Origin of the sequence: Leclercia adecarboxylata (assembly GCF_023639785.1) — a bacterium.
Taxonomy (GTDB): Bacteria; Pseudomonadota; Gammaproteobacteria; order Enterobacterales; family Enterobacteriaceae; genus Enterobacter; species Enterobacter adecarboxylatus_D.
The window spans coordinates 114055-137083 of sequence record NZ_CP098325.1 but is presented as its reverse complement, the minus strand read 5'-3'; the positions used below and the strand labels follow the sequence as shown (position 1 = coordinate 137083).

The 23029-nt window shown below is 56.5% G+C and carries 23 protein-coding genes; 12 read left to right on the top strand and 11 right to left on the bottom strand.

Annotation, left to right across the window (positions count from 1 at the left end; genetic code table 11):
- Nucleotides 1-38 precede the first annotated feature (38 nt).
- The 3 genes from NB069_RS00675 to NB069_RS00665 form a co-directional block, all read right to left on the bottom strand.
- Nucleotides 39-647, bottom strand: a complete 609-nt coding sequence (locus tag NB069_RS00675; protein WP_250586940.1) for a glutathione S-transferase — start codon at nucleotides 645-647, stop codon at nucleotides 39-41.
- A gap of 92 nt (nucleotides 648-739) precedes the next feature.
- Nucleotides 740-1876, bottom strand: coding sequence for an HlyD family secretion protein (locus NB069_RS00670; RefSeq protein ID WP_250586938.1), 1137 nt, complete (start codon nucleotides 1874-1876; stop codon nucleotides 740-742).
- A gap of 2 nt (nucleotides 1877-1878) precedes the next feature.
- Nucleotides 1879-2235 carry a DUF3302 domain-containing protein gene (locus NB069_RS00665; protein WP_250586936.1) on the bottom strand — a complete coding sequence of 119 codons (357 nt, stop codon included), beginning with the start codon at nucleotides 2233-2235 and terminating at the stop codon, nucleotides 1879-1881.
- A gap of 653 nt (nucleotides 2236-2888) precedes the next feature.
- Between NB069_RS00665 and NB069_RS00660 the strand changes: the two genes are divergently transcribed.
- The 8 genes from NB069_RS00660 (at nucleotide 2889) to trmL (ending at nucleotide 11488) form a co-directional block, all read left to right on the top strand.
- Nucleotides 2889-4802, top strand: coding sequence for a PTS mannitol transporter subunit IICBA (locus NB069_RS00660; protein WP_250586934.1), 1914 nt, complete (start codon nucleotides 2889-2891; stop codon nucleotides 4800-4802).
- A 108-nt stretch (nucleotides 4803-4910) separates the two neighbouring features.
- The gene (gene mtlD, locus NB069_RS00655; protein WP_250586932.1) at nucleotides 4911-6059 is read left to right on the top strand and encodes a mannitol-1-phosphate 5-dehydrogenase; all 1149 of its coding nucleotides are present in this window, start codon (nucleotides 4911-4913) and stop codon (nucleotides 6057-6059) included.
- On the top strand, nucleotides 6056-6646 hold the full coding sequence (gene mtlR, locus NB069_RS00650; protein ID WP_250586930.1) for a mannitol operon repressor MtlR: 591 nt from the start codon (nucleotides 6056-6058) through the stop codon (nucleotides 6644-6646). The genes mtlD and mtlR overlap by 4 nt, the downstream gene beginning before the upstream one ends.
- Nucleotides 6647-6705: 59 nt before the next feature.
- Nucleotides 6706-7068: a YibL family ribosome-associated protein gene (locus NB069_RS00645; protein ID WP_250586928.1), complete on the top strand. Its 363-nt coding sequence runs from the start codon at nucleotides 6706-6708 to the stop codon at nucleotides 7066-7068.
- A 270-nt stretch (nucleotides 7069-7338) separates the two neighbouring features.
- Nucleotides 7339-8994, top strand: a complete 1656-nt coding sequence (gene lldP, locus NB069_RS00640; RefSeq protein ID WP_250586926.1) for an L-lactate permease — start codon at nucleotides 7339-7341, stop codon at nucleotides 8992-8994.
- Nucleotides 8991-9764, top strand: coding sequence for a transcriptional regulator LldR (gene lldR / locus NB069_RS00635; protein WP_250586924.1), 774 nt, complete (start codon nucleotides 8991-8993; stop codon nucleotides 9762-9764). The genes lldP and lldR overlap by 4 nt, the downstream gene beginning before the upstream one ends.
- Entirely contained in the window at nucleotides 9761-10948 is a 1188-nt protein-coding gene (gene lldD, locus NB069_RS00630; RefSeq protein WP_250586922.1) for an FMN-dependent L-lactate dehydrogenase LldD, read from the top strand. The genes lldR and lldD overlap by 4 nt, the downstream gene beginning before the upstream one ends.
- A gap of 66 nt (nucleotides 10949-11014) precedes the next feature.
- Complete coding sequence (gene trmL, locus NB069_RS00625; protein ID WP_250586920.1) at nucleotides 11015-11488, top strand: tRNA (uridine(34)/cytosine(34)/5-carboxymethylaminomethyluridine(34)-2'-O)-methyltransferase TrmL; 474 nt, start codon at nucleotides 11015-11017, stop codon at nucleotides 11486-11488.
- Between the two features lie 38 nt (nucleotides 11489-11526).
- Here the strand turns inward: trmL and cysE are convergent, their stop codons facing one another.
- The 5 genes from cysE to NB069_RS00600 form a co-directional block, all read right to left on the bottom strand.
- The gene (cysE, locus tag NB069_RS00620; RefSeq protein WP_250586918.1) at nucleotides 11527-12348 is read right to left on the bottom strand and encodes a serine O-acetyltransferase; all 822 of its coding nucleotides are present in this window, start codon (nucleotides 12346-12348) and stop codon (nucleotides 11527-11529) included.
- Nucleotides 12349-12427: 79 nt separating this feature from the next.
- Entirely contained in the window at nucleotides 12428-13447 is a 1020-nt protein-coding gene (gene gpsA, locus NB069_RS00615) for an NAD(P)H-dependent glycerol-3-phosphate dehydrogenase (protein WP_250586916.1), read from the bottom strand.
- Complete coding sequence (gene secB / locus NB069_RS00610) at nucleotides 13447-13914, bottom strand: protein-export chaperone SecB (RefSeq protein WP_039030146.1); 468 nt, start codon at nucleotides 13912-13914, stop codon at nucleotides 13447-13449. The genes gpsA and secB overlap by 1 nt, the downstream gene beginning before the upstream one ends.
- 32 nt (nucleotides 13915-13946) lie before the next feature.
- Nucleotides 13947-14198, bottom strand: a complete 252-nt coding sequence (gene grxC, locus NB069_RS00605) for a glutaredoxin 3 (protein ID WP_156262643.1) — start codon at nucleotides 14196-14198, stop codon at nucleotides 13947-13949.
- Nucleotides 14199-14212: 14 nt separating this feature from the next.
- On the bottom strand, nucleotides 14213-14644 hold the full coding sequence (locus NB069_RS00600) for a rhodanese-like domain-containing protein (RefSeq protein WP_250586914.1): 432 nt from the start codon (nucleotides 14642-14644) through the stop codon (nucleotides 14213-14215).
- A 248-nt stretch (nucleotides 14645-14892) separates the two neighbouring features.
- On the opposite strand from NB069_RS00600, the gene gpmM reads away from it, so the two are divergent.
- From gpmM to NB069_RS00585, 3 genes are read left to right on the top strand one after another with little or no spacing between them, the layout of a single operon-like run.
- Nucleotides 14893-16440 (top strand): 2,3-bisphosphoglycerate-independent phosphoglycerate mutase, encoded by a 1548-nt coding sequence (gene gpmM, locus NB069_RS00595; protein WP_250586912.1) that lies wholly within the window; start codon nucleotides 14893-14895, stop codon nucleotides 16438-16440.
- A gap of 33 nt (nucleotides 16441-16473) precedes the next feature.
- Nucleotides 16474-17733: a murein hydrolase activator EnvC gene (gene envC, locus NB069_RS00590; RefSeq protein WP_250589563.1), complete on the top strand. Its 1260-nt coding sequence runs from the start codon at nucleotides 16474-16476 to the stop codon at nucleotides 17731-17733.
- Between the two features lie 3 nt (nucleotides 17734-17736).
- Nucleotides 17737-18681 carry a divergent polysaccharide deacetylase family protein gene (locus NB069_RS00585; RefSeq protein WP_250586910.1) on the top strand — a complete coding sequence of 315 codons (945 nt, stop codon included), beginning with the start codon at nucleotides 17737-17739 and terminating at the stop codon, nucleotides 18679-18681.
- Between the two features lie 21 nt (nucleotides 18682-18702).
- Here the strand turns inward: NB069_RS00585 and NB069_RS00580 are convergent, their stop codons facing one another.
- The 3 genes from NB069_RS00580 to kbl form a co-directional block, all read right to left on the bottom strand.
- Entirely contained in the window at nucleotides 18703-19506 is an 804-nt protein-coding gene (locus NB069_RS00580; RefSeq protein ID WP_250586908.1) for a glycosyltransferase family 2 protein, read from the bottom strand.
- Between the two features lie 141 nt (nucleotides 19507-19647).
- Nucleotides 19648-20673 (bottom strand): L-threonine 3-dehydrogenase, encoded by a 1026-nt coding sequence (gene tdh, locus NB069_RS00575; RefSeq protein WP_142487744.1) that lies wholly within the window; start codon nucleotides 20671-20673, stop codon nucleotides 19648-19650.
- Between the two features lie 9 nt (nucleotides 20674-20682).
- Nucleotides 20683-21879 carry a glycine C-acetyltransferase gene (gene kbl / locus NB069_RS00570; RefSeq protein WP_039030153.1) on the bottom strand — a complete coding sequence of 399 codons (1197 nt, stop codon included), beginning with the start codon at nucleotides 21877-21879 and terminating at the stop codon, nucleotides 20683-20685.
- A 215-nt stretch (nucleotides 21880-22094) separates the two neighbouring features.
- On the opposite strand from kbl, the gene rfaD reads away from it, so the two are divergent.
- Nucleotides 22095-23027 carry an ADP-glyceromanno-heptose 6-epimerase gene (gene rfaD, locus NB069_RS00565; protein WP_250586906.1) on the top strand — a complete coding sequence of 311 codons (933 nt, stop codon included), beginning with the start codon at nucleotides 22095-22097 and terminating at the stop codon, nucleotides 23025-23027.
- Nucleotides 23028-23029 lie beyond the last annotated feature (2 nt).

Sequence of the window (23029 nt, the reverse complement as noted above, 5' to 3'; positions counted from 1 at the left end):
TTGTACCGCGTCCGGCAAGGAAGTGTTAACGGCCTGCGTCAAGCCTTTGGCGGTTCGGTGCGGGCGAAACTTTCGCGCTGGAAGAGGGTCTCCGCCAGCTTGACCAGCAGCGGACGATCGACGCACCAGCCCGGCGAAACGCGGCGGAAATTGAGATAGCCGATAGCGCAGGCGATAGCGATGGTCGCCAGGTTGACGCTGTCAGTGGCAATCTTCCCCTCGCGGATCAGCTGTTCACAATGGTCGAGACTGCGGACAATTTTTTCGCGCTGGCGCAGCAGCTCCGTCTCAGACTGTTGTGCTGCCGGGCGGGCCTGTTCACGTACGGACGCCAGCGCCGCATCCATAATCCCGTCCGCCAGCGCCTCGATTTGCCGGATAGCCAGCGCCGCTTTCGGCTCAGGGGGGATCATCGCCGGGGCGATATCCAGCAGTTCGATATAGCTGGCAATGATCGGCGAGTCGAACCAGTGTTCCCCGTCATCGGTAACCAGTGCCGGAACTTTGCCCAGAGGGTTGTACTGCGCGACACCACTTTCAGCCTGATAGGGCTGTTCATTAACAAATTCAAAAGTGATGCCTTTCTCCAGCAGGAGAATGGAGATTTTACGCACGAAGGGACTGGTATAACTGCCGATGAGTTTCATTGCCTGCTCCTGTTCGCCAACAAAAGGATAAGTATGGCTCAGGCAAAGAGAAAAAGGCAGGTACGCGGATCGCATACCTGCCTTTTTGGGGATTAATGGTCGAGATAGAGGTAGTGCATCCAGCTGGTCATCCGCAGCAGGACTTTACGCATCACGGAAACGTGGGTGAAGTGGTCGGAATAGACCGCCACCTGGGCGTAAATACCGTCAGGCAGGGCATCCACATCGGCGTTCGGATCCAGTTCGATGGTACCCAGTACGCCGTCGGTGCCCGGAACCACCGTCAGGGACTGCAGCGCGCCCTGCGCCTGGTAGGAACCGCCCGGCACCACCGGTAGAATGCTGGTGAGCTTACCGGAGAAGACCTGGCCCGGCAGGGCACTGAACACCACTTCCGCTTCATCGCCCGGTTTCAGACGCAGTAACGAGTTCTGACGGAACTGCGCCACAATCTGCCGTTTCTGCTCAGGGATAAACACCATCACCGGACGCAGCGGCAGAGAGGCAGCATAGGTCCCCGGGCGGATCAGCACCTGGGTGACATAGCCGTTACTCGGCGCTCGAATCACGGTTTGATCCAGATTGTATTGCGCTTCCGCTAACTGGGCGCGCAGGGAGGCAATCTGCGACTGCTCACCGTTAGACATGCTGTCTAACTGGCTCTGGATCTGAACTTGTTCCGCCACCGACGCTTTCACCATGGCGTCCTGCGCCAGGTAGTTTTGCCGCGCGTTGTCGATATCGCTTTCAGAGAAGGGGTTCACCTTCGCCCGGCTGCCTCTCACATATCGCTGATAGTCTTTCTGCAGGCGGTCACGCTCGGCGGAGACGCGGGTGGTATTTGATTGAGCTTCTGCAAGCTGGGCTTTCAGGACATCAATATTGTGTGTCGCCGTTACCAGGTCCGCCTGCAAACGATCGACGCGCGCTTTATACCTGCCCGGATCGATTTTAAATAACACCTCGCCTTTTTTAATAAGCTGGTTGTTTTTGTCGGTGACTTCACTCACTACTCCCGTCACCTGCGGCGTAATCGGAATAGAGATAACCGCTTTTTGTGCCGTATACGTATACGGGTGGTTATAGTTCATTAATAAAATGAGACCGGCCACGAGAAATACCCCGCCCAGGGTCGCGGTCGCCAGCGTCCACTGGTTTACCGGGATACGGAATATTTTAAAGATGGCCCATGCAAAGGCGACATAGGTCAATACGATCAACAGATCCATGATTAATGCTCCGGCGTATTCTTATCAGCAGTGGGGGGCACTGCGGCCAGTTTTTGTTCCAGCTCGGCTACGCGCTTCGCCAGGGCATCAACGTCCGGGCTGCGGTCCGGCGGCTGAATGTGGTTTTGCATACCCCAGCCACGCTCTGGCTGGTAAAGGGTTGCCCAAATCCACAGAAACGGCCAGATGGCATGGAGCGTAAACAGGCTAATCCACCCCGCCGTATGGATCGCATCGGCATGGGGATGGTTGCGCTTTTTGGCCATATTATAGGGAATGTCATGGATGGCGATGATTCCATAAAAAAGAACCACGAAAACAAAAATCAACACACCCAGCGCAAAATAGTTGAGAAACATATTTGCCTCACTAAATAAAACGTAAACTCATCAAAATAATTAAATGGTAAGCAGCCAAATTAATTCATTCTTAAGTACATGAGGATGTACTTATTATTTCAGAGCCGGGGAGTATGGTTTTTTCTTACATCTCCATGCAAGTTTAGAAGCGTGTCAAAATATATCCTGAATAATAATAGACTTAAGTTTACAGTTGAGATAACTCTCCCTTAGAACTTTTCGCCATACCACATTGCCGCTACGCTTTTTTCGCTATAAGTGTTGCTGAGTTACAGCCTGGCGTCGATTGGGAAAGCAAATGTTGCCAGCGATCACATCCAGAGAAATCCGCTTAAAACTTTTTTGTGGATTTGATCACACAATGGAAACAAACTCGCGACGACAAAATGTGATTTGTTTCACATTTAATGGCCTGAACTGGCGCTTTTGCGTTCATTGTCTTTTTTTTACACGTCAATTTTGTGACATCCATCACTTCAATTCTCCCCGCACCCCCTATATTTACGTGACTCATATCACACTATTTTTGCCTGTCTGGACAGCTAAACAATTAAGTGCCAGATTTCACGTCATCAGAACAGGGCAACCTCTGCCGCCGCATTAACAACAAACCTCGGGCCCAAGGCCTGCGTAAACAGAAGAAGGGGTGTTTTATGTCATCCGATTTTAAGATCAAAGTACAAAGCTTTGGTCGATTCCTCAGCAACATGGTGATGCCAAATATCGGCGCGTTTATCGCGTGGGGTATCATCACTGCGTTATTTATTCCGACAGGGTGGTTGCCTAACGAAACGCTGGCGAAACTTGTTGGCCCAATGATCACCTATCTGCTGCCGCTGCTCATCGGTTATACCGGTGGTCGTCTGGTGGGCGGTGACCGTGGCGGCGTGGTGGGTGCGATCACCACCATGGGTGTTATCGTCGGTGCGGATATGCCGATGTTCCTCGGTGCAATGATTGCCGGTCCTCTGGGCGGCTGGGCCATTAAGAAATTTGACGTCTGGGTTGATGGCAAGATCAAGTCCGGCTTCGAAATGCTGGTGAACAACTTCTCGGCCGGCATCATTGGTATGATCCTGGCGATTCTGGCGTTCCTCGGCATTGGCCCGGCAGTTGAAGTGCTCTCCAAACTTCTGGCGGCGGGCGTTAACTTCATGGTTGCCCACGACATGCTGCCGCTGGCGTCCATCTTTGTTGAACCCGCGAAAATCCTGTTCCTGAACAACGCCATTAACCACGGTATCTTCTCACCGCTGGGTATTCAGCAGTCTCACGATCTCGGCAAGTCTATCTTCTTCCTGATCGAAGCTAACCCGGGTCCGGGTATGGGCGTCCTGCTGGCCTATATGTTCTTTGGTCGCGGCAGCGCTAAGCAGTCTGCGGGCGGTGCGGCAATCATCCACTTCCTGGGCGGTATCCACGAAATTTACTTCCCGTACGTGCTGATGAACCCACGTCTGATCCTCGCCGTTATCCTCGGCGGTATGACTGGCGTGTTCACGCTGAGCGTGCTGGGCGGCGGCCTGGTGTCTCCTGCTTCCCCAGGTTCTATCCTGGCGGTACTGGCGATGACACCGAAAGGTGCCTACTTCGCTAACATCGCTGCTATTTGTGCCGCGATGGCGGTCTCCTTCGTGGTCTCAGCTATCCTGCTGAAAACCAGCAAGGTCAAAGAAGAAGACGATATCGAAGCAGCAACCCGTCGTATGCAGGACATGAAATCCCAGTCTAAAGGTGTTGCTGCAACGCCGCTGGCTGCGGGTGATGTTTCTAACGACCTGAGCCACGTACGTAAAATCATCGTCGCCTGCGACGCCGGTATGGGTTCCAGTGCCATGGGTGCAGGCGTACTGCGCAAGAAAGTGGCGGATGCGGGCCTGACCCAGATCTCCGTGACCAACAGCGCGATTAACAGCCTGCCGCCGGATGTTGACCTGGTCATCACCCACCGCGATCTGACCGAGCGTGCGATGCGCCAGGTGCCGCAGGCGCAGCATATTTCGCTGACCAACTTCCTCGACAGCGGCCTGTACAGCAGCCTGACCGAACGTCTGGTTGCGGCTCAGCGTCACGAAGATAACGAAGTGAAAGTGCGTACCAGCCTGCAGGACAGCTTCGACGAGAGCAACAGCCACCTGTTCAAACTGGGTGCAGAGAACATCTTCCTTGGCCGTACTGCAAGCCATAAAGAAGAAGCGATTCGCTTCGCCGGTGAGCAGCTGGTGAAAGGTGGCTACGTTCAGCCAGAATATGTAGAGGCAATGCTGGAGCGTGAAAAACTGACCCCGACCTACCTGGGCGAATCCATTGCGGTGCCGCACGGTACGGTTGAAGCGAAAGATCGCGTTCTGAAAACCGGCGTGGTGTTCTGTCAGTACCCGGCAGGCGTGCGCTTCGGTGAAGAAGAAGATGACATTGCCCGTCTGGTCATTGGTATCGCGGCCCGTAACAACGAGCACATTCAGGTGATTACCAGCCTGACCAACGCCCTGGACGACGAGACCGTTATCGAACGTCTGGCTAACACCACCAGCGTCGAAGAAGTTCTGGCGCTGCTGAACAAGTAAGTTACACACCTCCCTCTCCCCGTTGGGGAGAGGGCTAGGGTGAGGGGAAAGTCGCGTGGTTCCTCACCCCAGCCCTCTCGGGTAAAAACATTGATGAAGGTTAATACTATGAAAGCATTACATTTTGGCGCAGGTAATATCGGTCGTGGCTTTATCGGCAAACTGCTGGCAGACGCAGGCATTACGCTGACATTCGCCGATGTCAATCAGACGGTGCTTGATGCCCTGAATGCACGTCATAGCTATCAGGTGCATGTGGTAGGTGAAAACGAGCAGGTTGAAACCGTGACCGGCGTGAACGCGGTCAGCAGCATTGGCGACGAGGTTATTGACCTGGTTGCCAGCGTTGACCTGATCACCACTGCGGTAGGCCCGGTCGTACTGGAGCGTATCGCGCCAGCGGTGGCTAAAGGTCTGGCAAAACGTAAAGCCCAGGGTAACGACGCTTCGCTGAATATCATCGCCTGTGAAAACATGGTGCGCGGCACTACCCAGCTGAAAGGTCACGTTATGGCGGCGGTAGCCGATGAAGATAAGGCCTGGGTTGAAGCGCACGTCGGCTTTGTCGATTCCGCCGTGGACCGCATCGTTCCTCCATCAGAATCCGCCACTCACGATCCGCTGGAAGTGACCGTTGAAACCTTCAGCGAGTGGATCGTCGATAAAACCCAGTTTAAAGGCGCGCTGCCTGACATCGCCGGGATGGAATTAACTGATAATCTGATGGCATTTGTCGAGCGTAAGCTCTTCACGCTGAACACCGGGCATGCTATAACCGCCTACCTCGGTAAATTAGCCGGTCATCAGACCATTCGTGACGCCATTCTCGATGAGAACGTTCGCGCCGTGGTAAAAGGTGCAATGGATGAGAGCGGCGCGGTACTGATCAAACGCTACGGTTTTGATGCCGATAAGCATGCGGCATATATTCAGAAAATCCTCGGTCGTTTTGAAAACCCGTATCTGAAAGATGACGTAGAGCGCGTTGGCCGCCAGCCGCTGCGCAAGCTGAGTGCGGGCGATCGCCTGATTAAGCCGCTGCTCGGCACGCTGGAATACGGCCTGGCACACAGCAACCTGGTTAAAGGTATTGCTGCCGCGATGCACTACCGCAGCGAAGAAGATCCGCAGGCGCAGGAGCTGGCGCAGTTGATTGCCGAGAAAGGTCCGCAGGCCGCGCTGGCGCAGGTATCCGGTCTGGATGCCAACAGCGATGTGGTTGTGGAGGCGGTGAACGTTTACAACGCAACCAAATGATGCAGGAACTGGCGCAGGTCATCCTGCGCCCGGAAGATAGATTGTCAGATATGCAGGCAATAATGGAACAAACCCAGGCCTTTGAAAACCGTGTGCTGGAGCGTCTGAATGCTGGCAAAACCGTACGAAGCTTCCTGATATCCGCCGTCGAGTTATTAACCGAGGCGGTGAATATCCTGGTGCTTCAGGTGTTTCGCAAAGACGACTACGCGGTGAAATACGCAGTTGAACCGTTGCTCGACGGTGACGGCCCCTTGGGCGATTTATCCGTGCGTCTGAAACTGATCTATGGCCTTGGCGTCATCAGCCGTCACGAGTATGAAGATGCCGAGCTGCTGATGGCCTTACGTGAAGAGCTGAACCACGACGGCAACGAGTATTCCTTTACCGACGACGAAATCCTCGGCCCGCTGGGCGAGCTGCATTGCGTCACCGCCCTGCCCCCGGCGCCCCATTTTGATACCAGCGACCCTGAGCTGTACGCCATGCAGAAACAGCGTTACCAGCAGATCGTTCGCTCCACGATGGTACTCTCCCTGACCGAGCTGATTTCCCGAATCAGCTTAAAAAAAGCGTTTCAGAAGTAAGCCTGCGCACATTCGTGTATCATTTGTAGTAATTCCCCCTGTATTTAGAGCCATTTGTCATGAAAGAAGTCGAAAAGAGTGAAATCAAACGTCTGAGCGATCGCCTGGATCTGATCCGCCACCAGCAGGCCAGCCTGTCTCTGGTTGACGCCGCCGACAAGTACGCCGAGCTGGAAAAAGAGAAAGCGACGCTGGAAACCGAAATCGAGCGCCTGCGTAACGTGAAAGAGCAGAAGCTGAGCAAAGAGGCGCAGAAGTTGTCCAAACTGCCTTTCAGCCGCGCCATCACTAAAAAAGAGCAGGCCGACATGGGCAAGCTTAAGAAAAGCGTCCGCGGGCTGGTGGTTGTCCACCCGATGACCGAACTGGGCCGTGAAATGGGTCTGAAAGAGATGACCGGTTTTTGCAAGACTGAGTTTTGATTTTTTGCCGGGTGGCGCTGCGCTTACCCGGCCTACCTTTCTATTACGCCTAAAATTGGCCCAACCAATCCCACAACCAACCCTTCTCTGGTTCACACTTCCATAATCTTCACTCACAAACACGTTGCCGACCAATAACATTTGGTTAACCATTTGTTGTCATTAACCCTACATCACACTATTGGCAGGACCACTTTTACACGTAATGTGACGCAGAGATGAGCACAGACTCACCGCCTCACAGACGTTGTGGTCCTCGGGAGACCTGCAATGAGCCTCTGGCAACAAAACTACGATCCGGCAGGAAATATCTGGCTATCGAGCCTGATCGCCTCGCTACCTATTCTGTTCTTCTTCTTTGCGCTGATTAAGCTCAAGCTGAAGGGCTATCTTGCGGCGACCTGGACCGTTGCCATCGCCCTGCTGGTGGCGCTGTTCTTCTACAAAATGCCGGTGGATCGCGCCCTGGCCTCGGTGGTGTATGGCTTCTTCTACGGCCTGTGGCCCATTGCCTGGATAATCATTGCGGCGGTCTTTGTCTATAAAATCTCGGTCAAAACCGGACAGTTCGACATTATCCGCTCGTCGATTCTTTCCATCACCCCGGACCAGCGCCTGCAGATGCTGATCGTCGGCTTCTCCTTCGGCGCGTTCCTTGAAGGGGCCGCCGGATTCGGTGCGCCGGTGGCGATCACCGCCGCGCTGCTGGTGGGGCTGGGCTTTAATCCGCTCTATGCCGCCGGTCTGTGTCTGATCGTTAACACCGCGCCGGTTGCCTTTGGCGCGATGGGTATTCCGATTCTGGTCGCCGGACAGGTGACCGGGCTGGACAGCTTTGAGATTGGCCAGATGGTGGGCCGTCAGCTGCCGTTCCTGACCATTATCGTGCTGTTCTGGATCATGGCGATTATGGACGGCTGGCGCGGCGTGAAGGAGACCTGGCCTGCGGTAATGGTCGCCGGTGGCTCGTTCGCTATCGCCCAGTATCTCAGCTCTAACTTCCTCGGCCCGGAACTGCCGGACATTATCTCGTCCCTGGTCTCTCTGGTCTGCCTGACGCTGTTCCTGAAACGCTGGCAGCCGGTACGTATCTTCCGCTTTGCCGATATGGGTGCCTCGCAGGTCGATCAGACCCTGGCCCGTACCGGCTACACGCCCGGACAAATTGTTCGCGCCTGGTCGCCGTTCCTTTTCCTGACCGCGACCGTGACCCTGTGGAGTATTCCACCGTTTAAAGCCCTGTTCGCCCCGAACGGCGCGCTGTACGACATGGTGGTGAATATCTCCGTGCCGTTCCTCGACAAGATGGTCGCGCGTATGCCGCCGGTGGTGCACGACGCCACGCCGTATGCGGCGGTGTTCAAGTTCGACTGGTTCTCTGCTACCGGCACGGCCATCCTGTTTGCCGCGCTTCTCTCCATTATCTGGCTGCGCATGAAGCCGGTTGCTGCGGTGCAGACGTTTGCGGCTACCCTTAAAGAGCTGATGCTGCCGATCTACTCCATCGGCATGGTGCTGGCGTTCGCGTTTATCTCGAACTATTCCGGCCTGTCATCAACCCTGGCATTGGCGCTGGCCCATACCGGCTCCGCGTTCACCTTCTTCTCGCCGTTCCTCGGCTGGCTGGGGGTGTTCCTGACCGGGTCAGATACCTCGTCGAACGCCCTGTTTGCCGCCCTGCAGGCGACGGCTGCCCAGCAGATTGGCGTGTCGGATGTGCTGCTGGTGGCGGCCAACACCACCGGCGGCGTGACCGGGAAGATGATCTCCCCGCAGTCCATCGCCATTGCCTGTGCGGCGGTAGGCCTGGTGGGCAAAGAGTCGGATCTGTTCCGCTTTACCGTTAAACACAGCCTGATATTTACCTGCATGGTAGGGGTGATCACTACCCTGCAGGCCTATGTCTTAACCTGGATGATCCCATGATAGTGATGCCCAGACGCCTGTCCGACGAGATTGCTTCTCGCGTGCGGGCGCTGATTGAAGAGATGCAGCTGGAGGCGGGCATGAAGTTGCCCGCCGAGCGCCAGCTTGCTGCCCGGCTTGGCGTGTCGCGCAACTCGCTGCGCGAAGCCTTAGCGACCCTGGTCAGCGAAGGGGTGCTGGTGAGCCGTCGCGGCGGCGGCACCTTTGTGCGCTGGCAGGACGATGACTGGTCCGGGCAGAACATTGTTCAGCCGCTGAAAACCCTGATGGAGAACGACCCGGACTACAGCTTTGATATTCTTGAAGCCCGCCACGCCATTGAAACCAGCACCGCCTGGCATGCGGCCATGCGGGCGACCGACGCGGATAAAGAGAAGCTCAAAGTCTGTTTCGAGGCGACGCAAAGCAGCGACCCGGATATCGCCTCGCAGGCGGATGTGCGTTTTCATCTGGCCATCGCCGAGGCCTCGCACAACGTTGTGCTGCTCCAGACCATGCGCGGCTTCTTCGACCTGCTGCAATCCTCCGTGAAGCAGAGCCGCCAGCGCATGTACCTGGTGCCTCCCGTTTTTGCCAGGCTGACCGAGCAGCACGAGGCGGTACTCAACGCCATTCTCGCCGGTGATGCCGAAGCCGCACGCACAGCGATGATGGCGCATCTGGGCTTCGTCCACACCACCATTAAACGATTTGATGAAGATCAGGCCCGACAGGCGCGTATTACCCGTCTGCCTGGCGACAACGCTATTTCCAGGGAGAACAATTCATGATCATTTCCGCAGCCAGTGATTATCGCGCCGCCGCCCAGCGCATCCTGCCGCCATTCCTGTTTCACTATATCGATGGCGGGGCCTATTCCGAATATACCCTGCGCCGCAACGTGGAAGACCTGTCGGAAGTGGCCCTGCGCCAGCGCGTGCTGAAGAATATGTCTGACCTGAGCCTTGAGACAAAACTGTTCAACGAAACGCTCTCCATGCCGGTGGCCCTCGCTCCGGTGGGGCTGTGCGGCATGTACGCCCGGCGGGGTGAGGTGCAGGCCGCCGCCGCAGCGGATGCGAAGGGCATTCCGTTTACGCTCTCTACCGTCTCGGTCTGCCCGATTGAAGAGGTGGCCCCCACCATCAAGCGCCCGATGTGGTTCCAGCTTTACGTCCTGCGCGATCGCGGGTTTATGCGTAATGCGCTGGAGCGGGCAAAAGCGGCAGGCTGTTCCACACTGGTCTTTACCGTGGATATGCCGACGCCCGGCGCGCGCTATCGCGATGCCCACTCCGGGATGAGCGGCGCCAACGCGGCGATGCGTCGTTACTGGCAGGCGGTGACCCATCCGCAATGGGCCTGGGATGTGGGGGTCAACGGCCGCCCGCATGACCTGGGGAATATCTCCACCTATCTGGGTAAACCGACGGGACTGGAAGATTACATCGGCTGGCTGGCGAATAACTTCGATCCGTCGATCTCGTGGAAAGACCTGGAGTGGATCCGTGAGTTCTGGGATGGCCCGATGGTGATCAAAGGGATCCTCGATCCGGAAGATGCCCGCGATGCGGTGCGCTTTGGCGCGGACGGAATTGTGGTGTCGAACCACGGCGGTCGCCAGCTCGACGGCGTGCTCTCCTCAGCTCGCGCCCTGCCCGCCATTGCCGATGCGGTAAAAGGCGATATCGCCATTCTGGCAGACAGCGGTATCCGCAATGGCCTGGACGTGGTGCGTATGATTGCCCTCGGGGCCGACAGCGTACTGCTGGGCCGGGCGTACCTGTACGCCCTGGCAACCCACGGGCAGGCGGGGGTGGCGAACCTGCTCAATCTGATCGAGAAAGAGATGAAGGTGGCGATGACGCTGACCGGCGCGAAAACTATCCCGGACATCAGCAAAGAGATGCTGGTGCAGGAGTTGAGTAAACTCCCGGCCGGGCTGGCGCCGCTGGCGCAGGGGAATGCGGCGTAACCCTTATCCCCTCTCCCCTTTGGAGAGAGGGGATGCTATCCTGCCCCCGCTATTCAAGGGGGCAGCATGCTAAACATCGTTCTATTCGAACCAGAAATTCCGCCTAATACCGGTAACATCATCCGCCTGTGCGCCAACACCGGTTTTCGTCTGCACATCATCGAGCCGATGGGCTTTACGTGGGACGACAAGCGTCTGCGCCGCGCCGGGCTGGATTATCATGAATTCACCGCCGTGATCCGTCATAAAGATCAGGCCGCATTTATGGAAGCGGAAAAACCGGAACGCATCTTTGCCCTGACGACCAAAGGCACACCTGCTCACAGCGCGGTAAGCTATCAGGAGGGCGACTATCTGCTGTTTGGCCCTGAGACGCGCGGCCTGCCGGCCAGCCTTCTCGATGCCCTGCCCGCTGAACAAAAAATCCGTATTCCGATGATGCCGGACAGCCGCAGCATGAACCTGTCGAACGCGGTGTCGGTAGTGGTGTATGAAGCCTGGCGCCAGCTGGGTTATCCTGGCGCGATATTACGTAGCTGATTTGTGTCGGGTGGCGCTTCGCTTACCCGACCTACAGGTTAAATCCCGTCGCCGTACTCAAAAGTATGGTGGATGCCGTTGAAGAACTGATCCATATCCATCGCGGGCTTATCGCTGTCCGGCTTGCCGACGATACGCGCCGGTACGCCCGCCGCGGTGGTGTGCGGGGGAACAGGTTGCAGCACCACGGAACCGGCGCCAATCTTCGCGCCGCGTCCCACTTCGATATTGCCGAGGATTTTCGCCCCTGCGCCAATCATCACCCCTTCACGGATTTTCGGGTGACGATCGCCGCTGGTTTTGCCGGTGCCGCCGAGTGTAACGGACTGCAGGATCGAGACGTCGTTTTCAATCACCGCTGTTTCACCCACCACAATACCGGTCGCGTGGTCGAGCATGATGCCATGGCCAATTTTCGCCGCCGGGTGAATATCCACCTGGAAGGATACAGAAACCTGGTTTTGCAGGAAGATGGCCAGCGCGCGGCGGCCTTCGTTCCACAGCCAGTGGCCAATACGGTAGGACTGCAGGGCGTGAAAGCCTTTCAGATAGAGCAGCGGCGTGGAGTATTTATCCACCGCCGGGTCACGGTTGCGTACCGCCTGAATATCACAGGCAGCGGAAGCGATCATCTCCGGGTCGGCCGCATAGGCCTCTTCCACCACTTCGCGAATGGCGATTGCGGGCATGATCGGCGAAGCCAGTTTATTGGCGAGCATATAGCTCAGGGCGCTGCCGAGGTTTTCGTGCTTGAGTAGCGTCGCGTGGTAGAAGCTGGCCAGCATCGGCTCACAGTCGGCCAGAGCCCGGGCTTCGGCTTTAATATTGTTCCAGACGATATCCAGTTCTTCACACGGCATTGCTTACTCCAGACGTAATGATAATGACCGGCCAGTTCTTTGCCGGCCGGGTCATTCAGGTGACAACGCTTTCCTGCAGTTAACTGCTGCTACGCTCGTCCTTGCGTGCACGACCTAATAAGGTCAATGCTGCCTCGCGCGCATTTTTTCCGCAATACAATACCTGATAAATTTCCTCGGTTATTGGCATTTCGACACCAAAACGGTGTGCCAGCTCGCGGACTTCTTTGGTATTGCGGTAGCCTTCCACCACCTGGCCGATCTTCTCCTGCGCGCCGATCACGTCCATGCCCTGACCGAGCATCATGCCAAAACGACGGTTACGGGACTGGTTGTCGGTGCAGGTGAGCACCAGATCGCCTAACCCTGCCATTCCCATAAAGGTGGCCGGATCGGCACCGAGCGCCGCGCCAAGACGGGACATTTCCGTTAATCCGCGGGTGATCAGTGCGGTACGCGCGTTGGCGCCAAAGCCGATGCCGTCGGACATGCCCGCGCCGATGGCGATGACGTTCTTCACCGCGCCGCCCAGCTGGACGCCGATAAAATCGGGATTGCTGTAGACGCGGAAGCTTTTGCCGCAGTGCAGCAGCTGCTGCAGATCGTCAGCGAAGGTCTCATCGGTGGAGGCCAGCGAGATAGCCGTTGGCAGCCCTGCCGCCAGCTCTTTCGCAAAGGTCGGGCCGGAGATCACCGCCAGGGGAATGGCATCGCCCAGCGCTTCACGGGCGACATCCTGCAACAGGCGTCCGGTTTCGGCTTCCAGCCCTTTGGTCGCCCAGACCACGCGCGCATCATCACGCATCAGCGGTTTAATCTGCCGCAGCACTTCGCCAAAGACATGGCTGGGTACCACGATCAGAATATTACGGCTCGCGGCAAGCGCAGTCGCAAGGTCGCTTTCAAGGTGCAGTGAGTCAGGGAAAGGCACATCGGGAAGAAACGCAACGTTGCAGCGATCGGCTTCTAACGTCGCGATATGTTTGGGATCGTGGCCCCAGAGAACCACTTCGTGACCATTTCTTGCCAGGGTGATAGCAAGAGCGGTGCCGTAAGAGCCGGCACCGATCACAGTCATTGACGCATTGACAGTACTCATCAGGCATCCTGATGTTGGTCAGTACCTTCGCCAGCTTGCTGCTGCAGATAGTTCATAAACAGCGCATCGAAGTTCACCGGCGCAAGGTTCAGTTGCGGGAACGTACCACGGGAAACCAGGCTGGTGATGCATTCACGGGCATACGGGAACAGGATGTTCGGGCAGTATGCACCCAGGCAATGCGCCATCTGATTACCTTCGATGCCGCCGATGGAGAAGATGCCGCCCTGCTGTACTTCGCACAGGAATGCAGTCTCTTCGCCCAGAGAGGCGGTTACGGTAACACGCAGCACGACTTCATACACATCTTCCGCCAGCTGGGTGGAAGCGGTATCCAGATCAAGTTTAACCTCTGGCTGCCAGTCTTTCTGGAAAACGTGCGGCGCATTAGGTGCTTCGTAGGAGACATCTTTGGTGTAGATGCGCTGGATCTGGAAAGTCATTTCGGTATTGTTTTGTTCTGACATGGAAAAACCCTTTTTAATTGTCCTAAAACGCCTTAGCGCAGCAGGGGATCAAGCCCACCGCGCGCATCAAGCGCATACAAGTCATCACAGCCACCAATGTGCTGCGCATCGATAAAAATCTGCGGAACCGTCGTACGGCCACTACGTTTAATCATCTCTTCACGCTTTGCAGCATCGCCATCAACAGGCAGCTCCTGGAAAGCAACGCCTTTGCTGTCCAGCAGCGCTTTTGCACGATGGCAGAACGGGCAGGTCGCTTTGGTGTAGATCTCGATATTGGCCATGACTCAACTCCTGTTTATTTTCCGCGAACCAGAGGCAGATTCTCGCCGCTCCAGCCAGAGATGCCGTCTTTCAGGACAGTGACGTTTGCAAAGCCTGCTTTGACGAGGGTATTTGCGGGCTCCTGAGCCTGCATACCGGTACCATCAACGACAATAACGGGTTTGTCTTTATGCCTTTCCAGTTCGCCAAGGTTATTGGCTTTGATTTCGGTCGGCAGCAGGTTAATCGCCCCTGCAATATGGCCTTTACGGAAATCATCGCGCTGACGCAGGTCGACAACCACCGCCTCTTCTTTATTGATGAGACGCGTTGCTTCGCCGCGGTTGATCACCTTCACTTTAGAAGTAAGGCTTTTGAAAGTGGTGAACAGTACTGCTGCCAGTAGACCAATCCACGCGATACAAAGTATGGGGTGGCGGCTGACAAATTGCATAATTTCTTGCATGGGGGGTAACGACTCCCGACTGAGTGAATAAAAAACCAGGACAGGAGTATACCTGTGCGTTGTGGCAAATACAGCCAGCGACAATAAGCTAATCCATTTTCTGCGTGCTGCCACGAAAAAAAAGACCAAAATTCCCCTATCCTTACCGCTGGCCCCACGGTTTCTTTGATCTTCTGCGGCTATTTGATCGATTCAGCTGTAGTAAAATTACGCAAATTTTTTGTCTTTTGAGCAAAGAGGTTGTCGCAATGTCGGTTTCTAAAAAACCTATGGTACTGATGATTCTGGACGGCTATGGCTATCGCGAAGATCAGCAGGATAACGCCATTTTCAACGCTAAAACCCCGGTCATGGATGCGCTGTGGGCCCAACGTCCGCATACGCTGATCGATGCTTCCGGCCTGGAAGTGGGTCTGCCGGATCGCCAGATGGGCAACTCCGAAGTTGGACACGTCAACCTGGGCGCAGGCCGCATTGTTTATCAGGACCTGACCCGTCTGGACGTTGAAATTAAAGAACGCACCTTCTTTGCTAACCCGGTGCTGACCGGCGCGGTTGAGAAAGCGGCGGCAGCGGGCAAAGCGGTACATATTATGGGCCTGCTCTCTGCGGGCGGCGTTCACAGCCACGAAGATCACATCATGGCGATGGTGGAGCTGGCAGCGGAAAAGGGCGCAGACAAAATCTATCTGCACGCCTTCCTGGATGGTCGCGATACCCCACCACGCAGCGCCGAATCTTCCCTGAAAGCGTTTGAAGAGAAGTTTGCCGCGCTGGGCAAAGGCCGCGTGGCATCCATCATTGGTCGCTACTACGCGATGGACCGCGATAACCGCTGGGATCGCGTAGAGCAAGCTTACAATCTGCTGGTTGAAGCCAAAGGCGAGTTCCAGGCAGACACCGCCGTTACCGCGCTGGAAGCGGCTTACGCCCGCGATGAAAACGACGAATTCGTGAAGGCGACCGTGATCCGCGCTGAAGGCCAGGCCGATGCCGCGATGGAAGATGGCGACGCGCTGATCTTCATGAACTTCCGCGCCGACCGTGCCCGCGAAATTACCCGCGCCTTCGTCAACGCTGACTTCGACGGCTTCGCCCGTAAAAAAGAGGTTAAGCTCGGCGATTTCGTGATGCTGACCGAATACGCTGCCGACATCAAAGCGCCATGCGCCTATCCGCCCTCTTCCCTGGCAAACACCTTCGGCGAGTGGATGGCGAAACACGACAAAACCCAGCTGCGCATCTCTGAAACCGAGAAATATGCTCACGTCACCTTCTTCTTTAACGGTGGCGTAGAGGAGTCGTTCAAAGGCGAAGACCGCATTCTGATCAACTCCCCGAAAGTGGCCACCTACGATCTGCAGCCGGAGATGAGCTCTGCCGAGCTGACCGAGAAGCTGATCGCAGCCATCGAAGGCGGTAAATATGACACCATCATCTGTAACTATCCGAACGGCGATATGGTTGGCCACACCGGTGTTATGGAAGCGGCAATCAAAGCCATTGAAGCGCTGGATGTGTGCATTGCACAGGTAACTAAAGCAGTGGAAGCGGTGGGCGGCCAGATGCTGATCACCGCCGACCACGGTAACGCCGAACAGATGCGCGATCCGGCCACTGGCCAGGCGCACACCGCGCACACCAACCTGCCGGTACCACTGATTTATATCGGTGATAAATCCGTCAAATCCGTCGATGGCGGTAAGCTTTCGGACATCGCGCCGACCATGCTGACCCTGATGGGTATGGAAATCCCGCAAGAGATGACTGGCAAGCCGCTGTTCATCGTGGAATAATCCCTCCCCATGAGGGGAAAGGCGATTGTTTCAATCACATGGGTCGTGAAGCCGTTACGGTTATCAGTCAGGCCTTTACTGTACGCCAGCGCGCTCAGCGCTGGCGTATTGTTGTGCGCTGCATCCGCCCATGCGGACGAGCGCGATCAGCTCAAAAGCATTCAGGCCGATATCGCCGCCAAAGAGCGCGCGGTACGCCAGCAGCAGCAGCAGCGCGCCTCGCTGCTTGCCCAGCTTAAAAAGCAGGAAGAGGCCATCTCCGCGGCCGCACGTCAGCTGCGTGAGACCCAGAACACCCTCGCCCAGTTAAATAAACAAATAGACGAGATGAATGCGTCTATCGCCAAACTTGAGCGCCAGCGTGCGGCTCAGGAGCGCAACCTTGCCGCCCAGCTTGATGCGGCTTTCCGCCAGGGTGAACACACCGGCGTTCAGTTGATCCTCAGCGGCGAAGAGAGCCAGCGCGGCCAGCGTCTGCAGGCCTATTTTGGTTATCTCAACCAGTCCCGCCAGGAGACCATCGCCCAGCTGAAGCAGACGCGGGAAGAGGTCACCACGCAAAAAGCGGAGCTGGAAGAGAAGCAGAGCCAGCAGCAGACCCTGCTTTACGATCAGCAGGCCCAGCAGGCCAAACTCGAGCAGGCACGCAACGAGCGTAAGAAAACCCTGGCCGGACTGGAGTCCTCCATTCAGGAAGGCCAGAGCCAGCTGAGCGAAATGCGCGCTAACGAATCCAAACTGCGCAACAGCATTGCCCGCGCGGCTGCGGCTGCCAAAGCGCGCGCCGAGAAAGAGGCCCGTGAAGCGCAGGCCGTGCGCGACAAACAGCAGGAAGCCTCCCGCAAAGGCACCACCTACAAACCCACCGAAAACGAACGCTCGCTGATGTCCCGCACCGGCGGCCTCGGCTCTCCGCGCGGTCAGGCCTACTGGCCCGTTCGCGGCTCAATTCTGCATCGCTATGGCGAACAGCTGCAGGGTGAGCTACGTTGGAAGGGGATTGTAATCGGCGCATCGGAAGGCAGCGAAGTGAAAGCTATCGCCGATGGCCGGGTGATCCTCGCCGACTGGTTGCAGGGCTACGGCCTTGTGGTCGTGGTTGAGCACGGTAAAGGCGACATGAGCCTTTACGGCTACAACCAGAGCGCGCTGGTCAGCGTGGGTACCCAGGTGCGGGCCGGTCAGGCTATCGCCCTTGTGGGCAGCAGTGGCGGTCAGGGCCGCCCGTCACTCTATTTCGAAATTCGTCGCCAGGGTCAGGCGGTCAATCCACAGCCGTGGTTGGGAAGATAAGTTTTGCTTCAATTTCGTCGTATGGTTTTTCCCCTCGTCAGCGCACTGGCGCTGGCGATGCCGGTTTACGCAGGTAAGCTCGCTATCGTTATCGATGACTTCGGTTATCGTCCACACACCGAAAATCAGGTCCTGGCGATGCCCTCCGCCGTCTCTGTCGCCGTCCTGCCAAACGCGCCTCACGCGCATGAAATGGCCACCAAAGCCCATAACAGCGGGCACGAAGTGTTGATCCACCTGCCGATGGCGCCGCTGAGTAAACAGCCGCTGGAAAAGGACACGCTGCGCCCGGAGATGAGCAGCGACGAGATCGACCGCATCATCCGCGAGGCGTACAACAAAGTGCCTTATGCCGTGGGGTTGAACAACCATATGGGCAGCGCCATGACCTCCAGCCTGTTTGGCATGCAGAAGGTGATGCAGTCCCTGGCGCGCTATAACCTGTACTTTCTTGACAGCATGACCATCGGCAACAGCCAGGCGATGCGGGCCGCGCAGGGCACCGGCGTGAAGGTAATTAAGCGTAAAGTGTTCCTCGATGACAAGCAAAACGAAGCCGATATCCGCTTCCAGTTTAACCGCGCCATCCAGGTAGCCCGCCGTTCAGGTTCGGCTATCGCTATTGGCCACCCTCATCCATCCACCGTTCGCGTATTGCAGCAGATGCTGCCCAGCCTGCCTGCGGATATCACCCTGGTTCCGGCGAGTAGCCTGCTCAACGAGCCGCAGGTGGACACTTCCCGGCCGGTCAATCCACCGCCCGCTGGCGCTGTGCCCGGCACCAAACCGCGTAACCCTTTCCGTGGCGTAACGCTTTGCGCGCCTAAACAGCCGCCGGAGCCGGTCTATGCAACCCGCTACTTCTCGGTGATTGGCGAAAGCATCAGCCAGAGCACGCTGGTGAAATACGTTCAGCTGCAGTGGCAGGGCTGGGGTAAGAAAAGCTAATCCCGCCTCAGGCGGGATGGCTTACTCAATGACGTGAGAGTCCGCGTGCTTTTTTTTGCTCGCGGACGCTTTTTGTTCCTTGTGCTGATACCAGGCTTTGAAGTATTTCAGAAAGCTGTAAAAGGTGGCGTAAAGGCCGGTCACCACCCCCACTCTTCCCTGGCGCCAGGCGCCGCTGAACAGATACCACTTAAAGAACGCGCCGATGGCGCTGATCGCACCGCGCGCAATCGACGGCCTTAAGGTCTGGTACTTCACCAGGCGGCTGGTGTAGCTGTTGAGCTTGTTAAACACTTCATGCAGGGAGTAGAAGGTGTCGTGGCGCACGCGGCCCGGGATTTTTACCGACTGGATCGTCCCTTCCACTTTGTCATCCACCGGACGCTGATTAAAGCGCGCCTGAGTCCGGTTAAACAGTCGTACCGGGAAATCAGGTGAAGAGATGGGATAAATAGTGCGCACCTCTTCCCCCAGCACGTGCCAGTAGCGGGAGATGCGCCACGCCAGCTGCGGATGAGGTTCCTCGCCCGCCTTCAGTTGCAGGATGAAATCCACGGTTTCCGCATCCAGAATTTCATCGCTGTCCATGCATAACACCCAGTCGTTGCTCGCCAGATCGATGGCATGATTCATCTGTACGCCATGCATGGCATAAGGATGATGATGGGTGCTGATACCATATTCCTGGCAGATGGCTAACGTGCCGTCGTGACTGCCAGAGTCGAGGACAACGATCTCATCGGCGACAACGATCAACGGAGGCAATACCTCACGCAGCAGTCGCGCTGAGTTACAGGTCAATAAACAAACGGTGAGCTTGAACATATGCGCTGTAAAGTTGAGTAAACTTCCCGAAACTCTACATATACAGGCCGGAAAAAGCGAAGAAAAGGTAGCGATTATCCACTTGTGGACTAAAAAACGTGAGGCCAGCGAAAAAAAAGCGCCCGCAGGCGCTTTTAAGGGTTAATCCCAGCTCAGGATCACTTTCCCTGACTGGCCTGAACGCATCGCGTCAAAGCCCTGCTGGAACTCATCGATGGAGAAGCGATGAGTAATGATCGGGGAGAGATCCAGGCCAGACTGGATCAGCGCCGCCATCTTGTACCAGGTTTCGAACATCTCGCGGCCATAAATGCCCTTGATGAACAGCCCCTTAAAGATGACTTTGTTCCAGTCGATGGACATATCCGACGGCGGAATACCCAGCATCGCAATACGTCCACCGTGGTTCATGGTGTCGAGCATGGTGCGGAATGCCGGTGGCGCACCGGACATCTCCAGACCGACGTCAAAGCCCTCGGTCATGCCCAGCTCTTCCATCACGTCGTTCAGGTTCTCTTTAGAGACATCTACCGCGCGGGTCACGCCCATTTTGCGCGCCAGCGACAGGCGGTATTCGTTCACATCGGTGATCACCACGTTACGCGCACCGACGTGCTTCGCCACGGCTGCCGCCATGATGCCAATTGGGCCCGCGCCTGAGACCAGCACGTCTTCGCCCACCAGATCGAACGACAGCGCAGTGTGCACCGCATTACCGAACGGGTCGAAGATGGAGGCCAGATCGTCAGAGATGTTGTCCGGGATTTTGAAGGCGTTAAATGCCGGAATCACCAGGTATTCCGCGAAGCAGCCCGGGCGGTTGACGCCCACACCGACGGTATTGCGGCACAGGTGAGTACGGCCACCGCGGCAGTTACGGCAGTGGCCGCAGGTGATATGGCCTTCGCCGGAAACGCGATCGCCAATTTTAAAGCCTTTTACTTCCTGACCAATACCCACCACTTCGCCAACGTATTCGTGACCGACAACCATCGGAACCGGAATGGTTTTCTGCGACCACTGGTCCCAGTTGTAGATATGCACGTCAGTGCCGCAGATGGCGGTTTTACGAATTTTAATCAGCAGATCGTTATGACCGACTTCCGGCTCCGGAACGTCGGTCATCCAGATGCCTTCTTCCGCTTTCAGTTTGGATAACGCTTTCATCATTCGTCCTCAGGCAATCACGCCCAGTTGTTTGCCGATGCGGGTAAAGGCTTCCACCGCACGCTCAATTTGTTCAGGGGAATGCGCCGCAGACATCTGGGTGCGGATACGCGCCTGACCTTTTGGCACCACCGGGAAGAAGAAACCGGTGACGTAGATACCCTCTTTTTGCAGCTCGCGGGCGAAGTTCTGCGCGACCACGGCATCACCCAGCATGACCGGGATAATGGCGTGATCGGCACCGGCCAGCGTAAAGCCTGCGGCAGTCATTTTTTCGCGGAACAGACGGGCGTTGGCCCACAGCTTGTCGCGCAGATCGGCGCCGGACTCCACCATCTCCAGCACTTTAATGGAGGCGGAGACAATGGCCGGAGCCAGGGAGTTGGAGAACAGGTACGGACGGGAACGCTGACGCAGCCACTCCACCACCTCTTTACGCGCGGCGGTGTAGCCGCCAGACGCGCCGCCGAGCGCTTTGCCCAGGGTACCGGTGATGATGTCCACGCGGCCCATCACGTCGCAGTATTCGTGGGAGCCACGACCGTTTTCGCCGACAAAGCCGACAGCGTGGGAGTCATCGACCATCACCAGCGCATCGTATTTGTCTGCCAGGTCGCAGACGCCTTTCAGGTTGGCGATCACGCCGTCCATCGAGAACACGCCGTCGGTGGCGATCAGCACGTGGCGTGCACCGGCTTCACGAGCCTCTTTCAGACGGGCTTCCAGCTCAACCATGTCGTTGTTGGCATAGCGGAAACGCTTCGCTTTACACAGACGCACGCCGTCGATGATCGAGGCGTGGTTCAGGGCATCGGAAATGATGGCATCTTCTGCGCCGAGCAGGGTCTCAAACAGACCGCCGTTGGCGTCAAAGCAGGACGAGTACAGGATGGCGTCCTCCATACCGAGGAACGCGGCCAGCTTGCTCTCCAGCGCCTTATGGCTGTCCTGGGTACCGCAGATGAAACGCACGGAGGCCATGCCAAAACCGTGGGTGTCCATGCCTGCTTTCGCAGCGGCAATCAGCTCAGGGTGATTTGCAAGACCCAGATAGTTATTGGCGCAGAAGTTGATCACCTGGCTGCCATCGGCAACGGTGATATCCGCCTGCTGAGCGGAGGTAATGATTCGCTCTTCTTTAAACAACCCTTCCGCCCGCGCGGTTTCCAGGTCACTGGTTAACTGTTTGTAAAAATCCCCACGCATTGCAATTCTCCAGACTCGACAAATTTTGGCACATATTACCCAAAGCTATACGTTGATACGAGATGACGCTTTAACTGTTGTCGTTTTTGCAGCATAAATCACGTGTACCCCTGTGCTGTGAAGGTGAATGGCTGAAGGGTGGTCATACTAATGATATGATATGAATATTAGTGCCCGGGATTGTCCCCGGGCTCCACACTTCAAAGGTTACAGTTATGATCATCGTTACCGGCGGCGCGGGCTTTATCGGCAGCAACATTATCAAGGCCCTCAATGACAAAGGCATCACCGACATTCTGGTGGTGGACAACCTGAAAGACGGCACCAAGTTCGTTAACCTGGTGGATCTGAACATTGCCGACTACATGGATAAAGAAGACTTTCTGATCCAGATTATGGCGGGCGAAGAGTTCGGCGATATCGACGCAATCTTCCATGAAGGTGCCTGCTCCTCCACTACAGAGTGGGACGGCAAGTACATGATGGACAACAACTACCAGTACTCTAAAGAGATCCTGCACTACTGCCTCGAGCGTGAAATTCCGTTCCTGTACGCCTCTTCTGCGGCGACCTACGGCGGACGCACCTCCGACTTCATTGAATCTCGCGAGTATGAGCAGCCGCTGAACGTTTACGGCTATTCCAAGTTCCTGTTCGACGAGTACGTGCGTCAGGTGCTGCCAGAAGCGAACTCCCAGATTGTTGGCTTCCGCTACTTCAACGTCTACGGGCCGCGCGAAGGCCATAAAGGCAGCATGGCGAGCGTGGCGTTCCACCTGAATACCCAGCTGAATAATGGCGAAAGCCCGAAACTGTTCGAAGGCAGCGATGGCTTCAAGCGTGACTTCGTCTACGTGGGTGATGTGGCCGCAGTAAACCTGTGGTTCTGGGAAAACGGTGTTTCCGGCATCTTCAACCTGGGTACCGGTCGTGCGGAATCCTTCCAGGCGGTGGCTGACGCAGCGCTGGCGTACCACCAGAAGGGCAGCATCGAGTACATCCCGTTCCCGGATAAGCTGAAAGGCCGCTACCAGGCGTTTACCCAGGCGGATCTGACCAACCTGCGCGCAGCGGGCTATGACAAGCCGTTCAAGACCGTTGCCGAAGGGGTAACGGAATATATGGCCTGGCTGAACCGCGACGCGTAAGT

What these genes read in the sequence shown, in the direction of transcription:
- NB069_RS00675 (WP_250586940.1), bottom strand. Translation starts at nt 647, where the DNA reads ATGAAACTCATCGGCAGTTATACCAGTCCCTTCGTGCGTAAAATCTCC.
- NB069_RS00670 (WP_250586938.1), bottom strand. Translation starts at nt 1,876, where the DNA reads ATGGATCTGTTGATCGTATTGACCTATGTCGCCTTTGCATGGGCCATC.
- NB069_RS00665 (WP_250586936.1), bottom strand. Translation starts at nt 2,235, where the DNA reads ATGTTTCTCAACTATTTTGCGCTGGGTGTGTTGATTTTTGTTTTCGTG.
- NB069_RS00660 (WP_250586934.1), top strand. Translation starts at nt 2,889, where the DNA reads ATGTCATCCGATTTTAAGATCAAAGTACAAAGCTTTGGTCGATTCCTC.
- mtlD (WP_250586932.1), top strand. Translation starts at nt 4,911, where the DNA reads ATGAAAGCATTACATTTTGGCGCAGGTAATATCGGTCGTGGCTTTATC.
- mtlR (WP_250586930.1), top strand. Translation starts at nt 6,056, where the DNA reads ATGATGCAGGAACTGGCGCAGGTCATCCTGCGCCCGGAAGATAGATTG.
- NB069_RS00645 (WP_250586928.1), top strand. Translation starts at nt 6,706, where the DNA reads ATGAAAGAAGTCGAAAAGAGTGAAATCAAACGTCTGAGCGATCGCCTG.
- lldP (WP_250586926.1), top strand. Translation starts at nt 7,339, where the DNA reads ATGAGCCTCTGGCAACAAAACTACGATCCGGCAGGAAATATCTGGCTA.
- lldR (WP_250586924.1), top strand. Translation starts at nt 8,991, where the DNA reads ATGATAGTGATGCCCAGACGCCTGTCCGACGAGATTGCTTCTCGCGTG.
- lldD (WP_250586922.1), top strand. Translation starts at nt 9,761, where the DNA reads ATGATCATTTCCGCAGCCAGTGATTATCGCGCCGCCGCCCAGCGCATC.
- trmL (WP_250586920.1), top strand. Translation starts at nt 11,015, where the DNA reads ATGCTAAACATCGTTCTATTCGAACCAGAAATTCCGCCTAATACCGGT.
- cysE (WP_250586918.1), bottom strand. Translation starts at nt 12,348, where the DNA reads ATGCCGTGTGAAGAACTGGATATCGTCTGGAACAATATTAAAGCCGAA.
- gpsA (WP_250586916.1), bottom strand. Translation starts at nt 13,447, where the DNA reads ATGAGTACTGTCAATGCGTCAATGACTGTGATCGGTGCCGGCTCTTAC.
- secB (WP_039030146.1), bottom strand. Translation starts at nt 13,914, where the DNA reads ATGTCAGAACAAAACAATACCGAAATGACTTTCCAGATCCAGCGCATC.
- grxC (WP_156262643.1), bottom strand. Translation starts at nt 14,198, where the DNA reads ATGGCCAATATCGAGATCTACACCAAAGCGACCTGCCCGTTCTGCCAT.
- NB069_RS00600 (WP_250586914.1), bottom strand. Translation starts at nt 14,644, where the DNA reads ATGCAAGAAATTATGCAATTTGTCAGCCGCCACCCCATACTTTGTATC.
- gpmM (WP_250586912.1), top strand. Translation starts at nt 14,893, where the DNA reads ATGTCGGTTTCTAAAAAACCTATGGTACTGATGATTCTGGACGGCTAT.
- NB069_RS00580 (WP_250586908.1), bottom strand. Translation starts at nt 19,506, where the DNA reads ATGTTCAAGCTCACCGTTTGTTTATTGACCTGTAACTCAGCGCGACTG.
- tdh (WP_142487744.1), bottom strand. Translation starts at nt 20,673, where the DNA reads ATGAAAGCGTTATCCAAACTGAAAGCGGAAGAAGGCATCTGGATGACC.
- kbl (WP_039030153.1), bottom strand. Translation starts at nt 21,879, where the DNA reads ATGCGTGGGGATTTTTACAAACAGTTAACCAGTGACCTGGAAACCGCG.
- rfaD (WP_250586906.1), top strand. Translation starts at nt 22,095, where the DNA reads ATGATCATCGTTACCGGCGGCGCGGGCTTTATCGGCAGCAACATTATC.